This window comes from Acinetobacter ihumii (assembly GCF_900625095.1).
Classification (GTDB): domain Bacteria; phylum Pseudomonadota; class Gammaproteobacteria; order Pseudomonadales; family Moraxellaceae; genus Acinetobacter; species Acinetobacter ihumii.
Map to the genome: position 1 here is coordinate 867,887 of NZ_LR130760.1, position 15,291 is coordinate 883,177.

General features: G+C 40.3%; 19 protein-coding genes. 2 read left to right on the forward strand and 17 right to left on the reverse strand.

The genetic code is table 11. The features are described 5' to 3' along the window. The first annotated feature begins 15 nt into the window (after positions 1 to 15). Positions 16 to 1,536 (forward strand): flavin-containing monooxygenase, encoded by a 1,521-nt coding sequence (locus E0D95_RS04050; RefSeq protein ID WP_130802678.1) that lies wholly within the window; start codon positions 16 to 18, stop codon positions 1,534 to 1,536. A 47-nt stretch (positions 1,537 to 1,583) separates the two neighbouring features. Then, positions 1,584 to 2,492 (forward strand): LysO family transporter, encoded by a 909-nt coding sequence (locus tag E0D95_RS04055; protein WP_130802679.1) that lies wholly within the window; start codon positions 1,584 to 1,586, stop codon positions 2,490 to 2,492. Here E0D95_RS04055 and pyrF read toward each other — a convergent pair. The 17 genes from pyrF to E0D95_RS04140 form a co-directional block, all read right to left on the reverse strand. Further along, the gene (pyrF, locus tag E0D95_RS04060) at positions 2,489 to 3,172 is read right to left on the reverse strand and encodes an orotidine-5'-phosphate decarboxylase (RefSeq protein ID WP_130802680.1); all 684 of its coding nucleotides are present in this window, start codon (positions 3,170 to 3,172) and stop codon (positions 2,489 to 2,491) included. The genes E0D95_RS04055 and pyrF overlap by 4 nt on opposite strands. Positions 3,173 to 3,205: 33 nt before the next feature. Further along, complete coding sequence (locus E0D95_RS04065; RefSeq protein ID WP_130802681.1) at positions 3,206 to 3,571, reverse strand: lipopolysaccharide assembly protein LapA domain-containing protein; 366 nt, start codon at positions 3,569 to 3,571, stop codon at positions 3,206 to 3,208. 23 nt (positions 3,572 to 3,594) lie between these two features. After that, on the reverse strand, positions 3,595 to 3,900 hold the full coding sequence (locus tag E0D95_RS04070) for an integration host factor subunit beta (RefSeq protein WP_130802682.1): 306 nt from the start codon (positions 3,898 to 3,900) through the stop codon (positions 3,595 to 3,597). 157 nt (positions 3,901 to 4,057) lie between these two features. After that, a complete protein-coding gene (rpsA, locus tag E0D95_RS04075; RefSeq protein ID WP_130802683.1) occupies positions 4,058 to 5,737 on the reverse strand; it encodes a 30S ribosomal protein S1 in 1,680 nt (559 codons plus the stop codon). A gap of 112 nt (positions 5,738 to 5,849) precedes the next feature. Then, the gene (gene cmk, locus E0D95_RS04080) at positions 5,850 to 6,533 is read right to left on the reverse strand and encodes a (d)CMP kinase (RefSeq protein ID WP_130802684.1); all 684 of its coding nucleotides are present in this window, start codon (positions 6,531 to 6,533) and stop codon (positions 5,850 to 5,852) included. Positions 6,534 to 6,543: 10 nt separating this feature from the next. Beyond that, positions 6,544 to 6,978 (reverse strand): SRPBCC family protein, encoded by a 435-nt coding sequence (locus tag E0D95_RS04085; protein ID WP_130802685.1) that lies wholly within the window; start codon positions 6,976 to 6,978, stop codon positions 6,544 to 6,546. A gap of 111 nt (positions 6,979 to 7,089) precedes the next feature. Further along, positions 7,090 to 7,632: a tRNA adenosine(34) deaminase TadA gene (gene tadA / locus E0D95_RS04090; RefSeq protein ID WP_130802686.1), complete on the reverse strand. Its 543-nt coding sequence runs from the start codon at positions 7,630 to 7,632 to the stop codon at positions 7,090 to 7,092. A gap of 3 nt (positions 7,633 to 7,635) precedes the next feature. Then, complete coding sequence (locus E0D95_RS04095) at positions 7,636 to 8,760, reverse strand: enoyl-CoA hydratase/isomerase family protein (RefSeq protein WP_130802687.1); 1,125 nt, start codon at positions 8,758 to 8,760, stop codon at positions 7,636 to 7,638. Beyond that, the gene (ung, locus tag E0D95_RS04100; RefSeq protein ID WP_130802688.1) at positions 8,757 to 9,470 is read right to left on the reverse strand and encodes a uracil-DNA glycosylase; all 714 of its coding nucleotides are present in this window, start codon (positions 9,468 to 9,470) and stop codon (positions 8,757 to 8,759) included. Before ung ends, E0D95_RS04095 begins: the two co-directional genes overlap by 4 nt. A 45-nt stretch (positions 9,471 to 9,515) precedes the next feature. Further along, entirely contained in the window at positions 9,516 to 10,112 is a 597-nt protein-coding gene (locus E0D95_RS04105) for a 6-pyruvoyl trahydropterin synthase family protein (RefSeq protein ID WP_130802689.1), read from the reverse strand. Between the two features lie 154 nt (positions 10,113 to 10,266). Further along, complete coding sequence (gene gspK, locus E0D95_RS04110) at positions 10,267 to 11,232, reverse strand: type II secretion system minor pseudopilin GspK (protein ID WP_130802690.1); 966 nt, start codon at positions 11,230 to 11,232, stop codon at positions 10,267 to 10,269. A 4-nt stretch (positions 11,233 to 11,236) separates the two neighbouring features. After that, entirely contained in the window at positions 11,237 to 12,094 is an 858-nt protein-coding gene (locus tag E0D95_RS04115; RefSeq protein WP_130802691.1) for a GspJ family type II secretion system protein, read from the reverse strand. Further along, the gene (gene gspI, locus E0D95_RS04120; RefSeq protein WP_130802692.1) at positions 12,091 to 12,678 is read right to left on the reverse strand and encodes a type II secretion system minor pseudopilin GspI; all 588 of its coding nucleotides are present in this window, start codon (positions 12,676 to 12,678) and stop codon (positions 12,091 to 12,093) included. Before gspI ends, E0D95_RS04115 begins: the two co-directional genes overlap by 4 nt. Then, positions 12,665 to 13,165 (reverse strand): type II secretion system protein, encoded by a 501-nt coding sequence (locus E0D95_RS15810; RefSeq protein ID WP_250645229.1) that lies wholly within the window; start codon positions 13,163 to 13,165, stop codon positions 12,665 to 12,667. Before E0D95_RS15810 ends, gspI begins: the two co-directional genes overlap by 14 nt. Before the next feature lie 334 nt (positions 13,166 to 13,499). Then, positions 13,500 to 14,108 (reverse strand): TetR/AcrR family transcriptional regulator, encoded by a 609-nt coding sequence (locus tag E0D95_RS04130; RefSeq protein ID WP_130804832.1) that lies wholly within the window; start codon positions 14,106 to 14,108, stop codon positions 13,500 to 13,502. A gap of 43 nt (positions 14,109 to 14,151) precedes the next feature. Beyond that, positions 14,152 to 14,925, reverse strand: a complete 774-nt coding sequence (locus E0D95_RS04135; protein ID WP_130802694.1) for a TatD family hydrolase — start codon at positions 14,923 to 14,925, stop codon at positions 14,152 to 14,154. Between the two features lie 18 nt (positions 14,926 to 14,943). After that, positions 14,944 to 15,285, reverse strand: coding sequence for a PilZ domain-containing protein (locus tag E0D95_RS04140; RefSeq protein ID WP_130802695.1), 342 nt, complete (start codon positions 15,283 to 15,285; stop codon positions 14,944 to 14,946). Positions 15,286 to 15,291 lie beyond the last annotated feature (6 nt).

The following is a 15,291-nucleotide window of genomic DNA, read 5'->3' on the forward strand; positions in this document are numbered from 1 at the left end:
CGCGGGATAAATGTCATGCAAGTTTCAACCGTAAATACGATTCAAAAAACAAAAGTTGCAATTATTGGTGCTGGTTTTGGTGGGCTTGCAATGGCGATCCGCCTGTTACAAAAGAATATTCAAGATTTTGTAATTTTGGAAAAAGCACAGGATGTCGGTGGTACATGGCGTGAGAATCAATATCCGGGAGCGGCTTGCGATGTACAATCGCATATGTATTCTCTTTCATTTGCGCCAAAAACGGACTGGTCGAAGCGTTATGCAGAAGCAAGCGAAATATATTCATACATTCAGCAAGTCACAGAACAATTTCAACTGAGACAATATTGCAAGTTTGAACATGAAGTTACACGCGCAGAGTATGATGAACAACGTTTTCTCTGGACACTTTCATTTAAAGATCATGCTCCACTTGAAGCACAATTTGTCATTTTTGCGTCTGGACCTTTGCACGTTCCACAAATTCCACATATTCAGGGTATTGAAAATTTTAAGGGTAAAGTCTTTCATTCATCAGAATGGGATCATCAATACGATCTAACTGACAAAACCGTCGCTTCAATTGGAACAGGCGGCAGTGCCATTCAATATATTCCTGAAATTGCCAAACACGTAAAGCAGCTCTATGTATTTCAACGCACCGCTGCATGGGTCATTCCGCGTGATGAACGTAAATATTCAGATTTGAGTAAATTTCTGTTTAAGCAATCCAATGTTTACCGTCAGTTGCATCGTGCCCGTTTATACTGGAGTAATGAGTCGCGCGTGGTGCCGATCGTACAACCTCAAATTATGAAAATTGGACAAAAGCTTGCCGAAGCATTTATCCGTTTTCAGGTCAAAGATAAAAAAATTGCGCAAAAACTGATCCCAGATTATGTCATGGGCTGTAAACGTATTCTGATTTCGAATAAATATTTTCCAACCTTTAATCGTAAAAATGTTGAGTTAGTCACGGATCATATTCAGCATTTAACTGAAAATAGTATTGTCACGAAAGATGGCAAAAAAAGAAAAATTGACTGTTTAATCTATGGGACCGGATTTATTACTGACCCACGTATTTATATGAAACATTTTGACTGTATTGGTGTAAATAAACAGGAACTCAAGCAAGTCTGGAAGAATGTGCCTGAAAGTTATTATGGTATTAGCACCAAAGGCTTTCCAAACTTATTTCAATTGGTCGGTCCCAATACAGCACTTGGACACAATTCGATTATTTTTATGATCGAATCACAAGTGAATTATATTCTTCAATTGATTGAATTAGTTGATAAAACTAAAACGCTTGCAACCGAGGTCAAGGCAGACATTCAGGATCAATTTAATAACAAGATTCAAAAACAACTCAAAGGCACCGTTTGGCAGTCAGGTGGATGTGTCAGTTGGTATCAAACTGCCGATGGTAAAAACTTTTCTTTATGGCCAACCTATACATGGAAATATTGGTTAGAGACACGTAAAGTCGATGCATCTGATTATGTTTTTCTTGGTGAAAATAGATCAAAAGGTAAAAAATCAGTTGCTGCATAATTTTTTCTAATCATAATAAGTGGGTTGCGCGCAATCTACTTATTTTTATGCAATCTTTTATTCTTATATTTCAAATTTTTGTTGCGATCGGCTCAGGCTATTTTATTGCACCTCGATTAAATCTTAGGTTAAAACAATTCGTATTTAAAACACTGCCCTACTTTTCATACCTTCTATTAATCAGTGTTGCATTTGAATTTACACAGGCATTAACGCATCTTGAACACCCTGAACGGATTTTGCCTACCGCAGTTTTAATTGCCTTCTCAACATCTGTGTCATCCTTTTTTGTCTGTCTGATTGCTTATAAATATTTAGATAAAGACAGCATTCAAGGTAAAATCTCACTACATTTATTTATGAATGCACTTAAAAATATTAGTTATGCCTTTCTTGCACTTGGTTTAGGTAGTGCAATAGGTTTTATAGTTCATGGTTTGGATGTCGCTGTTCGCTTTAACAGTTGGTACTTGCTGTTAATCTTTATTTGTTTTATTGGAATCGAACTCGCATTTACTCCTTTTGACCGCTCATGGCTAAGCTGGAAGATTTTAGTCGTACCTGTTGCCGCTATCATTGGTTCACTCTTGGCCGCCTTGATTTGCTATGTCGTATTACAGGGTTATACCTTAAATGAAGTGATTGCACTTTCTCAAGGTTATGGCTGGTATTCCATGTCAGGAATCTTATTTACTAAATTACATTCAACAGAACTCGGTGGAATTGCCTTATTAACTGATCTATTTAGAGAAATTTTTGCGATTCTTTTAATGTACTGTCTCGGCTGGCGTTTTCCACGCTCCGCTATATCCAGTGCGGGCGCCACGTCCATGGATGTAACTTTAGCAATGGTAAAGCAATCATGTGGCACACATTATGTGCCACATGCCATGATGAGCGGTATTATATTAAGCTTGCTTGCACCTTTACTCATCAGTTTTTTCTTAATGATTTAAGTCAATGATGCCAAAATACTTTTTAACATTTCATTTGGATTTTCTGCTTTGGTAATGGGACGACCAATCACCAAATGCGTTGCACCATCGAGCATCGCTTGCTTAGGCGTGACAATCCGTTTCTGATCATCCGCGCTTGAACCTTCAGGACGAATACCCGGCGTCACTAAAGAAAATTCTGAACCAATCAGCTCACGCAACATTTTCGCTTCTTGCGCAGAACACACTACACCATCTAAACCACTGTCTTTGGTGAGCTGTGCCAAACGTTTCACTTGCTCAAAAGGCTCAATGTCCAATCCAATATCACGTAAATCCTCACGTTCCATCGAAGTTAGCACGGTTACAGCGATGAGTTGTGTTTGATAGTTTCCAGCTTTTAGACGTTCTACACAGGTTTCCATCATTTTACGTCCACCTGAAGCGTGAACATTGACCATCCATACACCTAAATCCGCTGCGGCACAAACTGCTTGCGCAGTAGTATTTGGGATATCGTGAAATTTAAGATCTAAAAACAATTCAAAACCACGATCCTGCAAGATTCGTACAGTTTGAGGTCCATCGTGAGTAAAAAGCTCTTTGCCCACTTTTACACGACAAAGTGATGGATCAAGTTGATCCACTATTGCGAGCGCGTCATTTTGGCTTTTAGCATCCAAGGCAACAATGATACTCAAGAGACTTTTCTTCCAGTAAAAATAAAGCCCATATTATAATGGGCTTTTATTCTCAGTGTTAGTATTAACATCTAATACTGTCTTTTCATGCTTCGCACTTGCAGCCACTTGAGCCGCTGCCACTTGCGCCATTTGAATTTGTTCCTTACGCAAGTGTTCAATATCTTTGCGTAAACGCTTAATTTCCCAACCCTTTTGAATGACTTTAAATACCAGCACTCCCAAGAGAAGTCCAATCACGATACCTAAAGCTAATGTAATTAAAAGCAATAAACCTAAACGCATTGCAGGGATTTGAGTAAATAACAGATCTACCGAAAGTTCTGTACTATTTTGCAAAACCAATGCAAGCGAATAACCAAACAAAACAACGAGTAATGCGATAAGAATAATACGCATGGCAACCTCATTTTTCTTAATTTTTATTTTGCAACAACTTCGTTTACCGCATCGCGAAGTGCTTTACCAGGTTTAAAATGTGGAACTGCCTTCGCTGCAACCTCTACAGATCGTCCAGTCTTAGGATTACGTCCAACTCGCGGATCACGATGATGCAAGGCAAAACTACCAAATCCACGAATTTCAATTCGATTATCTGTAGATAATGCTTCAATCATTTGATCGATCATAATTCTTACAGCTTCTTCGACCAAGGGTTCTGCCAAGTGAGGATTTTTTAAAGCAATACGCTCAATTAAGTCAGATTTATTAAGTGCTTCAGTCGTCATTGATGACCTCTTTATTTCTTGCTCGTTTTCAATGACTTTTATAATAACCTGTTTAAATACAAAACGGTAGCGCAGTACACTAATACTACGCTACCGTTTACAGTAATCGTATAAAAAATACTAATTAGTTACACTAAAAGTAGTCTTTTTTCCGATCTTACTTCATTTGTGCTTTGATCAAGTCACCAATTGTCTTAGGACCATTGTCTTGAGCACCAGCTGGAGCTGCTGTACGAAGATTCGCAACTGCTTCTTTCTCTTCAGCTTCGTCTTTCGCTTTGATAGACAAGTTGATAGAGCGAGATTTACGATCAACGTTGATGATTTTCGCTTCAACTTCTTGACCAACTTCAAGGAACTTAGTTGCATCTTCAACACGATCACGATTGATTTCAGATGCTTTCAAAGTTGCTTCAACTTCGTCAGCCAACTTAACTGTCGCGCCTTTAGCGTCAACAGCAGTTACAGTACCTTTAACCAATGCACCACGTTCATTCGCTGCCAAGAAGTCATTGAATGGATCGCTGTTCAATTGCTTGATACCAAGGCTGATACGGTTGCCTTCAGCGTCTACAGACAGGATAACTGCTTCAACAGTGTCACCTTTCTTGTAACGACGGATTGCATCTTCACCTTGTTCGTTCCAAGAGATATCAGACAAGTGAACTAGACCGTCGATCCCGCCTGGCAAACCAATGAAGATACCGAAGTCAGTGATTGACTTGATCGTACCAGAAACTTTTTCGCCTTTCTCATGTGCTTTAGCAAACTCTTCCCATGGGTTAGCACGAGTTTGTTTGATACCAAGAGAAATACGACGACGTTCTTCGTCAACTTCAAGAACCATAACATCAACTTCGTCACCAATCTGAACAACTTTAGATGGGTGGATGTTTTTGTTGGTATGATCCATTTCAGAAACGTGAACAAGACCTTCAACGCCTTCAGCGATTTCTGCGAAACAGCCGTAGTCAGTTAAGTTAGTTACACGTGCTTTAACGATAGAACCTTTAGGGTAACGGTTCATAATCGCTAACCATGGATCTTCACCAAGTTGTTTAAGACCTAGAGAAACACGGTTACGCTCACGATCAAATTTAAGGACTTTAACAGTCACTTCTTGACCGACTTCAACCACTTCAGATGGGTGCTTGATACGTTTCCAAGCCATATCTGTAATATGTAGAAGACCATCGATACCGCCAAGATCAACGAACGCACCATAATCAGTAAGGTTCTTGATTGTACCAGTAACTGTTTGACCTTCTTCAAGCTGTGCAAGAAGTGCTTCACGGTCAGCAGAAGATTCTGCTTCCATTACCGCACGACGAGATACAACAACGTTATTACGTTTTGCATCAAGCTTGATGACTTTAAACTCTAACTCTTTACCTTCAAGATGAGTGGTGTCACGAATAGGACGAGTGTCTACAAGTGAACCTGGAAGGAAAGCACGAACTGGACCGATGTCAACAGTGAAACCGCCTTTAACTTTACCAGAGATAACACCGGTAACGATTTCGCCATCTTCAAAGATTTTTTCAAGTTTAGTCCATGTTTCAGCACGTTTTGCTTTTTCACGTGATAAAACAGTTTGACCCATACCGTTGTCAAGTGCTTCTACAACAACGTCAACAGTATCGCCAACTTGAACTTCAAGTTCACGTTGTTCATTTAAAAATTCAGCACGGTCAACAACGCCTTCAGATTTAAGGCCAGTGTCAACAGTTACCCAGTCACTATCGATGCTAACAACAACACCTTGGATGACTGCACCCTTTTCAACGTTGAGGTTTAATTCACTTTCTTCAAAGAGGGCTGCAAAAGATTCGGTCATGATATACCTGATAAAGTCAGCGGTCTTGGATCAGACAAGGCCGGTTTAGTTAAGTCTCTACATAGTCCGTATAAACTGATCAAGCTATGCTTTAACTGGTTTTAAAAATTGATTAAGCTTCAATACGGCTATTTACGTAACGAGTCATAAGCTCAAAGACTTCATCGATTGACAAATCAGAACTGTCAATCTGATAAGCATCCTGAGCTGGTCGCAATGGAGCAACTGCTCGCTCCATGTCACGTTTATCTCGCGCCTGTATATTGGCTAAAATGTCGCTCATTTTAACATCTAGCCCCATTGCCTGCAACTGTTTTACCCGACGCTCTGCACGGGATTCAGCAGATGCGGTCAAATAGATTTTTGCTTGCGCTTCAGGGAAAATAGCCGTTGCCATATCTCGTCCATCGGCCACCAGTCCCGGCGACTGAATAAAGGCACGTTGCCGATCAAATAAAGCTTTGCGTAGTTCAGGTATAGTCGCGACTTTAGATGCAAACTCGCCTACACGTTCGGTCCGAATGGTCTGAGTAACATCTACACCATCTAAAATAATGGCTGTTGTTTCATCTTTTGTTTCAAATTTAATATCTAAATGAGTGGCAATTTCTACACATTCATCCAAACGTGTATCGAGCGCATCTAATAACTCTTTTTGATGTAATGACAGCCCAAGCAATCGATATAAAGCGCCAGAATCTAAAAGATGGTAACCATAATGTTTTGCCATCTTTGCTGCAAGAGTCCCCTTGCCTGAACCACTTGGCCCATCGATTGTAATAATATGAACTGTCATTTAAATCCCACTAAGTCATCGATTTTGCTAATTTTGAAAAGCCTAGTGTAATCGCTGCTTTAAGTTGTGCAAGAATTAATTTGCTAATGAAAGGTATTCTTGCTGTCAATTCAATCGTATAAGTCACCAAGGTTTTATCTGCGGAAATTTCTTGAAAATCAATTCGACCCAGATGATGTTTGATCAATGGATTATCAATCAGCTTATATTCGATTCGTTTATTTTCTTCGAGTAATGTAATTTCTTCTTTTAACGGTTTAACTGGACCATATCCCATTCGACGAACCGAACCCAAACCATCAGGGCGGGTAGGATCGGCAGAGTCCTTCACTCTTACAACCTGTAAAGGGGCGAACGCTTTATTGTAAGTGGCATGCTTGGCAAGTAAATTAAATACTTCATCAATTGGCACGTTAAATTCTTTTTTTATGGTGATCGAATTCATATTATCCCTCTGGCTTATTTGACAATTTATATTGTCAAAGCACATTATCTAATCTATCCACTAGAATCAAGAACTGCTTGCATAAAAATTCAGATATCAGATGATCATATTTTAACTATTATTTTTTTTAAGGCTCTGTGGCTCAACTGCGTTTAAACTTTGAAATAATTCACGTTCTGATCTTTTCTGTTCACGACGTTGTTTAAAAAATTGGCTTAGTTGTGCCGAGCATTGCTGCTGCATACAGCCATGATCGATAATAAATTTGTGATTGTAATAACCTGAATCCAGTAACTGACGCGCACTAATCAAGGATCCAGCTTTAGGTTCTTGAGTGGCAAAAACCACTCGATAGATACGTGAATGTACCAATGCACCTACACACATTGTGCACGGCTCTAAAGTCACATACAGCGTTGCATCGACTGGTAAGCGATAATTTTGAACCGACTCACACGCCATACGAATTGCACGAATTTCAGCATGTGCCGTAGGATCGTTCAAGCCAATAGGCGCATTATAACCAGAGCCAATAATTTTATTCTGGCTCACAATAACAGCACCAACAGGAATTTCCCCTTTCGATGCCGCAAATGCAGCCTGTTCATAAGCAAACTGCATCCAATACTCATCAGGGTAATTCTGTTCAGACATGGCTTAACTGATTACAGCATAATGTTTAAGTAATTGATTCCAGCTTTCGATGTTGGTCACAGGCGGATGATTGCCCAAAATACCTTTCAACGTTAAGTCTTGCGTGTTGACCCATGCAGGCGATAAGTCTTTGTCGACTAAACGTGCACGAACCCCTTCGACAAAATCAGGATGGCGTATTTTCCAGTCAGAAATCTGGGCTTCTAGCTTAAAGACTTCATCCCAAGCATGGACCTGTTTGCCCCATTGCCATAACAACCATGTAATGGCTGCGGTACTTGGAGAGCCTTTTTGCAGATTTTCACTGGCTTGGCGCAACCAGTCACTACGCGCATCATTAAGACCAATAATCGCTTGATAATCCTGCTCAAAACTTATCCCACGACAAACACTATGAATAACATCTAGGGAGTTCTGTAAAGGACCAGCAGCAACAGGTCGATGCAAGCTATTCAGGGTGTCATCAATCGCTCTAAAATCACCTGCTGGATAATGATTCCAGTCGATATCAATTACTTTCTTTAACACATTATCGCGTTGTGCATCGCAAATATGAGTTGCCCAACCAATGCTATAAGCACCAGCTGCCGTCATAATAGAGCCAGTTAAACCAGTAAATAAACCGATAGGTCCACGATCAGCCAAGAAGCGACTCGCTCCCACATCAGGATAAAGACCAATATTGATTTCAGGCATGGCTAAACGCGAATAAGGAGTCACCAAACGAAATGGTGCAGCCATAAATAACCCTAGACCGCCCCCCATGACGTAACCTTCACCCCAGACAATCACAGGTTTTGCATAGTTATGCAGCAGTAAATCTAGCGCATATTCCTGTTCAAAAAACTCATTGGCCGTTTCAACTTCGTTATTGATAACCAGTTGGCGAAGCTTACGAACATCACCCCCTGCACAAAATGCTTTCGGGGTCGTAGAATCTAGCCAAATCGCTTTTACCTGGTCATCTTGGTGAAAATCTTCAAATACACGCAACAATGCTGTCGCAATCGACTCATCTAAAGCATGTAACGATTTAGGACGGTTTAACCGAACAATGCGCCAGCCATTTTTTGCTTCTTCAACAATAAGATCGGGGTGATAACGGTTTACATCGGGAGAATTTGTCATGCGTCCAACTGCCAGTCTATAGGCTCAATGCCATTTTGTTTCAAATAATTATTTGTTTTGGAAAAAACCTTACAACCAAAAAAACCACCCCGGTTTGCAGCAAGAGGCGATGGATGTGCTGCGGTCAACACCAGATGTTTTTCTCGGTCTATCCTTTGTCCTTTACGCTGCGCATAAGCACCCCATAAAATGAAAACGATGTGTTCACGCTGTTCATTAAGCACATCAATAACATGATCAGTAAACTCTTCCCAACCGCGTTTTTGATGCGATGTTGGCTGCCCTGCCTCTACGGTTAAGACACTGTTTAGAAGCAATACGCCCTGATCTGCCCATTTGGTTAAATCACCATGAGGTGACATCGGCACACCCAAATCAGTGTTTAACTCATGAAAAATATTGCGTAAAGATGGTGGTAAAACCATCCCGCGCTGTACAGAAAAACTTAATCCATTGGCCTGATTGGGCCCATGATAAGGATCTTGCCCCAAAATAACGACTTTTACCTGATCTAAAGGCGTCGTATTTAGCGCATTAAAAATCTGCTTACTCGGTGGATAGACTACTTTTTGTGCCTGTTTTTCCTGAACCAGAAAATCACGCAAGGTATCCATCAGTGGGCTGAGCAAAAAATCTGCCAGTGAATATTTCCAGCTTTGTTCTAACTGAACCTTCGCCAGTTGATCCTGTTGCTGCTCAGTTAATTGCATTTTTCCATCCTGAAAACAATTGATGACCTAATTCTTTTTTATAATTTAAAGGCTAACCTGCAATTCCACTTTTGGATTTTGGAATTTACTACCATGCTTTAATTTTTCATACATTGTAGGATCAGTCCATTCTGATTGTACCTGTTCAGAAAACACGATACTGTCCAAGTCAAGCTGACCCATTTGTTTATTTTCGATATCTTCCAAGAAACTTTGTGCGTAGCCTGTATCGGTTTCATGCACGATCACAGAATAAACCTCAACATCGCCCTCACCATTTTGAGTTTCTGTCGACTTTAAAACCTGCTGCGCCAAATAAAAAAAGATACGTGAAAATTGTTCTGCCGAAGGTGAAACGGGTAAAGCCACCCAGCGCGCACTAAAAGTTTTACAGGCTTGAATATATTCAGGTTGGTCATCTTGCCAAAAACAAATTGCATGATCGAAACTATCAAATAATTCTTTGATTACGCCTTTTAGCAAACCGAAGTCATACACCATTTGCCCATGATCAAGTTTGGAGGCTTTAAGGATGAGCTCGACTTTATAACTATGCCCATGAATCGAGCGTTTGCAACGATCGGAGGTACAGTTTCTGACGATATGAGCATTTTCAAACTTAAATAACTTTCGGATTAACATGCGCCAAATTAAAAATGATGATCAACAAGTTTTAATTATAAAGGAAAAAGTTAACTCTTTACATTTATTTTAACGTTAATAGCAATAGGAAAAAGGTATCAAAACTTAAAGAAAATGCTGAATTTTAGCGCACTTATGATCTGTCCAATCTATTTTAAAATGGCGCCAAACTTCTTGAATAAACAAAGACCTGTTGATCTTTACGCATTAACAAACTGGTAAACTGACGTTTACGCTCACTGAGCATCACTTCAATTCGTGCCTGAAAATAACTGGATTTAACATCCAATAATGAGGTTACACTTTGTTTATTTTGCGGATCAATATTTTTAAAAGCCTCTAAAGACCAAAGATCATTGACACTTTGAAAATATTCCATCTTGGCGAATTTTGCTTGTATCTCCTGATCTATTGCATTCGCATCCAGCTTCTCATCCATACTTGCTAAAACCAATGCTGGCGCTGTATTCAGGTTTATTTTAGTCAAATCACTTGATGGCAAAGCACTGATATACGGTTTAATTAAGTCATAATTTTTGCCTTCAAAACCACGTACCATTTTCAACTCTTCAATACTGTGAAACTTGGTATTTGGAGCCAGATAAGGTCGTTGTAAACCTTGATAATACGAGCTTTCCGCGCCCATCGCCCCGGTTGGTTGATCATCTGGATCTTGCCAGTCAATGACTGCCTGACTGAGTTCGGCTGGCAGACCCACTCGAACCAGTAATTTTTCAAACCATCTTTGAACGTTTTCATTAGGTTTTCCATCTGCTTGAACCAAATTATTAAGATTGAATTTTCCAGACTCATCTTGCAAATAACCTGATACATAACCATCCTCAACAGGAAATGCGGGCATCGGTTTTGCCCATGTCTCACCCATATGATCGACTTGTGCACTACCCTGTGCATCTTGTACCAATAGTTCTGAAAAAAAGGCTTCTGCACTTTTCGCATATAACAATGATTGATTTTGACGAATCAAGTAGGCTGTATTTTCAGCCGTATTACTTTGATGTCTGGCGATGCTTGCGGCCAGTATGGTCGCCAATGCCACCATGACCAGAATTGTAATCAGCGCAATTCCTTGCTGAGTTTTTCGCTTATTTCTGATCATGCGATTAATTTTCCCCTACACCACTATTGCTGGAATTTTGCCCTGAATCTGTATTTGAGGAATTATTGTTATCTTCACCTGTTTGAGCTGTATGTTGCTGTAAATTCGAAACGACCGCTTTGGTATCGAGCAAACTATAAATCCATTCATATTCAGTACCATCAATCGTGACATTGATTTTTAAACCTTGAGGCAATTGCTTTAGATTTGCCGACTGACTTAAATCAACACTGGCATCTGGCCATTGTGTTAGAGGCTGCGGATTAAGTAGACTGATTTGAAACTGCTCAACATTTTTTAATAAAATACTGGATTGTGGTTGAACATGATTGGGTAGATTTAAATCTGGATATTTCAAACGATACACTAATTTCTGTACCGCATCATAGCGATATTCTACTCGCTCGTAGGGCGATAAACCCTGTTGAAGTGGATCAGTGACTCCGGCTTTACTAAACTGGAGCACATTATTATTGAGAGAAAGTGCAGGTCTTATTTGTCCATTCATATTGGCAGTCAGTGGAATGATCTGCAAACTATCCCTTAAAATCTGCTGGTAAGCGTCCTGTAAAATAAACAACCGTTGTTCATGCTGACTATTACGATCTCTCGTTTTAACTAAATAATCGAAAACTTTCCAACCCAATGCAGACAAAACCGCAAAAATTGCAATTGCCACCAAAAGCTCAACCAAGGTAAATCCTGAGCGAGTGTAAGCAAAGCGAAGCTTTGCACGAGCGCAAGACGAGAAACTATACTTCGAGTGATAAGGTTTAATTCGATTGCAACTCGGTCGCACCGCGACACCAAAACTTTGATCTGAGCTACAAGTAGATAACGGCACTTTTTGATTATTTTTCATTGTGTCTTAACTTGGTTGATATAATTAAAAAATACAACGTTACCAACCCCAGATCCCACTTTGCCTTGTTCTGTATTAAATAAACTGACTTGTATTTCAATACGCTGTACTTTAGGGCTAATGGTTGATTCAGAACGCTTATCAATTTGCCATGTTTCGCCTTGCGAAGTCACTTGTTTGGATTCTGTTCCAGTAAGCCATTGTTTATTAATTTCCATCTGAGCAGCTTCGTTCATCGCGACGAATTGTGCTTTGGTTCTTAGCATGGCATTCGCCGTAGACTGAGTGTATTGCATCGCGACTTTAGTCAGCGCAATAGCCGCTGTTGCAAAAATCGCCAAAGCCACCATCACTTCAAGCAAGGTAAATCCTGAGGCAGGTTTTAATCGAGCAACGCTCGATCCTGCCGCAAGGCGAGAACTCCTACTTCGAGTACAGCGACTAAAAAAACCACTTCGCTTTGCTACGTCTTGCGAAATGTATTTCTCATTTGCCGCTGCGCAAGACGAGAAACTTTTTTTCGTGTCGCAAAGTTTAAATCGAGCAATGCCTGATTCATCTATGCTGGGCTTATTCGTTTTCATTAATATTACCCAAATGATCAACTTCAATTGGTTCGCCGACAGGCTGTTGTTCAAAATAAAACTGAATTGTTACTGGCTTTGCCTCTCCATTTCCAAGCCAGATTAGTTTAGGTGCTTGTTGGCTGATTAAATCCTGATTTGTGCCCGTTTGCTCGTTCCAATCCTTTGCTTCGACATTAAACATCACATGCTCAGGTAAAGTGCGAACCGGAAATTCTGCATAAGGCTGCCACTTTTTATCTTCCTGAATAATACGCTGATTGCTTTGCTGCTGATACTGCAAAACTTGGTAAGTAAATGGCGTAACATCTGTTGCACTGCGCGTTGCTAATGCCAAAATACGAGACTGATCAGTTGCCTCTTTATTTATTTTTTTTAAATCTAATATTAAAAACTCACGCGCTTGCATTGCTTTACGTTGATCAACACCATCAATATTTAACAGAATCAGTGATGCTAAAATCGCGATGATCACAATGACCACCATCAGCTCAATTAACGTAAATCCTGAGCAGCGATCAGCAAAACAACGTTTTGCCGCTGCGCAAGACGAAAAGCTATGCTTTGAGTGGCAGAGATTAAACCGAGTGCAACTCGGTCGCACCGCAAGACCGAAAACTTTGTTTGAGGTGCGATAAGCAAAACCACTTCGCTTTACTACGTCTTGCGAAATGTATTTCTCATTTGCCGCTACGCAAGACGAGAAACTATGTTTTGAATAATGAGGTTTTAATCGAGCATCTCTCGATCTAACAAGCACCCTTTCACAACAAGACTGAGAAGCTTGGCTTCCACTACGAACATAAGACCACAAGCAATGCTTAGGCATACTGTTCTTGAAGAAGATGAGGCATAGCTAAAGCCTGATCAATATAGGCAATGCGCAAAGTATCACGCGACCCGAGATAACGCTGATAAAAACTTGAGTTTAAAATAGCGGCGCCACCATGAGTCAAGGACCATATTCCAGCCAAATAATCGCGGGTCGTCATTTGACTATTGATGGATTCAAGATAGGTATCTGTCATACCAATAATAATGCGCAGACGCTTTTTTCTAATCTGGTACAATTCCTGAAAAAACTGTTGTATCCCCTGTCCTGTAGTGGATAGTCGCTCTTCAATCTGATGAAACATGACCGTGCGTTCAGGATGATGTAAATGATGCAACATAAAAAAAGCCAGATGTTCCTGAAAGGTCTTTTGCGTATCCTGAATCATTTCCAGCAGCATTTTTTCATTCTGGATTATCAGCAGAATATAGAGTTCATCTTTACTTTGAAAATGCTTATACAGTGTACCTTTTGCCAGATCCAGCTCAGCCGCCAACGCATCAAGCGTCATTCCAGCTTCACCATTTTCCAGTAGCAGATCTTGAGCAACCTGAAATATTTGTACTTCTCTCGCTCGAAACTGAGCCTGACGATCCATCTTCACGCAATAACTCTCATACTTAAGCTTTAGTTTAATGCAACTACTTCATATTGAGAAGATTTTCAAAATTTTGACGAGTAATCGCCGCGATTTCTTCTACAGGCTTATCATATACATCACTTAAAGCTTTGGCTACAAATGGCACATATTTTGGTTCATTTGATTTACCACGATACGGTACAGGCGCTAAATAAGGACTATCTGTTTCAATTAACACCCGATCAAGAGGTACTTGTTTAACCACATCACGCAAGTCCTGCGCATTTTTAAATGAAACGATGCCTGAAAAAGAAATATAGTAACCACAATCAAGCGCTGCTTTAGCCGTGTCCCAATCTTCAGTAAAGCAATGCAATATACCGTGGCTTGAACCTTCAGCCCGAATAATATCAATGGTGTCCTGCCTAGCCGAACGGGTATGAACCACAACAGGTTTTTTGACAATTTTAGAAGCTGCAATGTGTCGGGCAAAACAGTGTTTTTGCGCCTCTACAAAATCGGTACTATGATAATAATCCAGTCCGGTTTCACCGAGTGCCCAAACTTTATCTGACTGTGCCAATTCGACCAAAAGCTCCGTGGTTGCACGTGCCATGGTGCTGGCATCCTCACAGGGATGCACCCCTACCGTATAGCCAACATCATCATGGCACGCAGCAATTTCGGCAAGGGCAATATGGTCATCTAAATCCACTGAGATACTCATAAATTTAGAAACGCCTGCCAGACGTGCCTGAGCCAAAGCCTGATCTAAATTACCCTCATAAGGGCTTAAATCCAATAAGGTTAAATGGCAATGAGTATCTACAAACACAAAATTTTCCTATTAAGTTTACATGGTGAAATTTGGACGATCCGATGCACTTCCAGCCAGTAGTTTCTCAGCCTCATTTTTATAATAGATGCCTTTTTCACCACTGAGTTGAATCGCAAAACCATGAGGTTTAACCCCCGTTTGTTTACGTGAAATCCAGATCACTTTTCCTGTTAAAGGGATTTTCTGCGCTTGTTCTGGTAAAGTTGCCAATACAAACACTTCATCACCCAGTTTGACCGCTTGTTTTGAAGGAATAAATAAACCACCACCTTGTACGAAACTCATATAACTGGCTTGTAAAGTTGCACGATCAGGTATATTTAACTGAATAATACCGCCCATCATACGTGGTTCCATGTTATT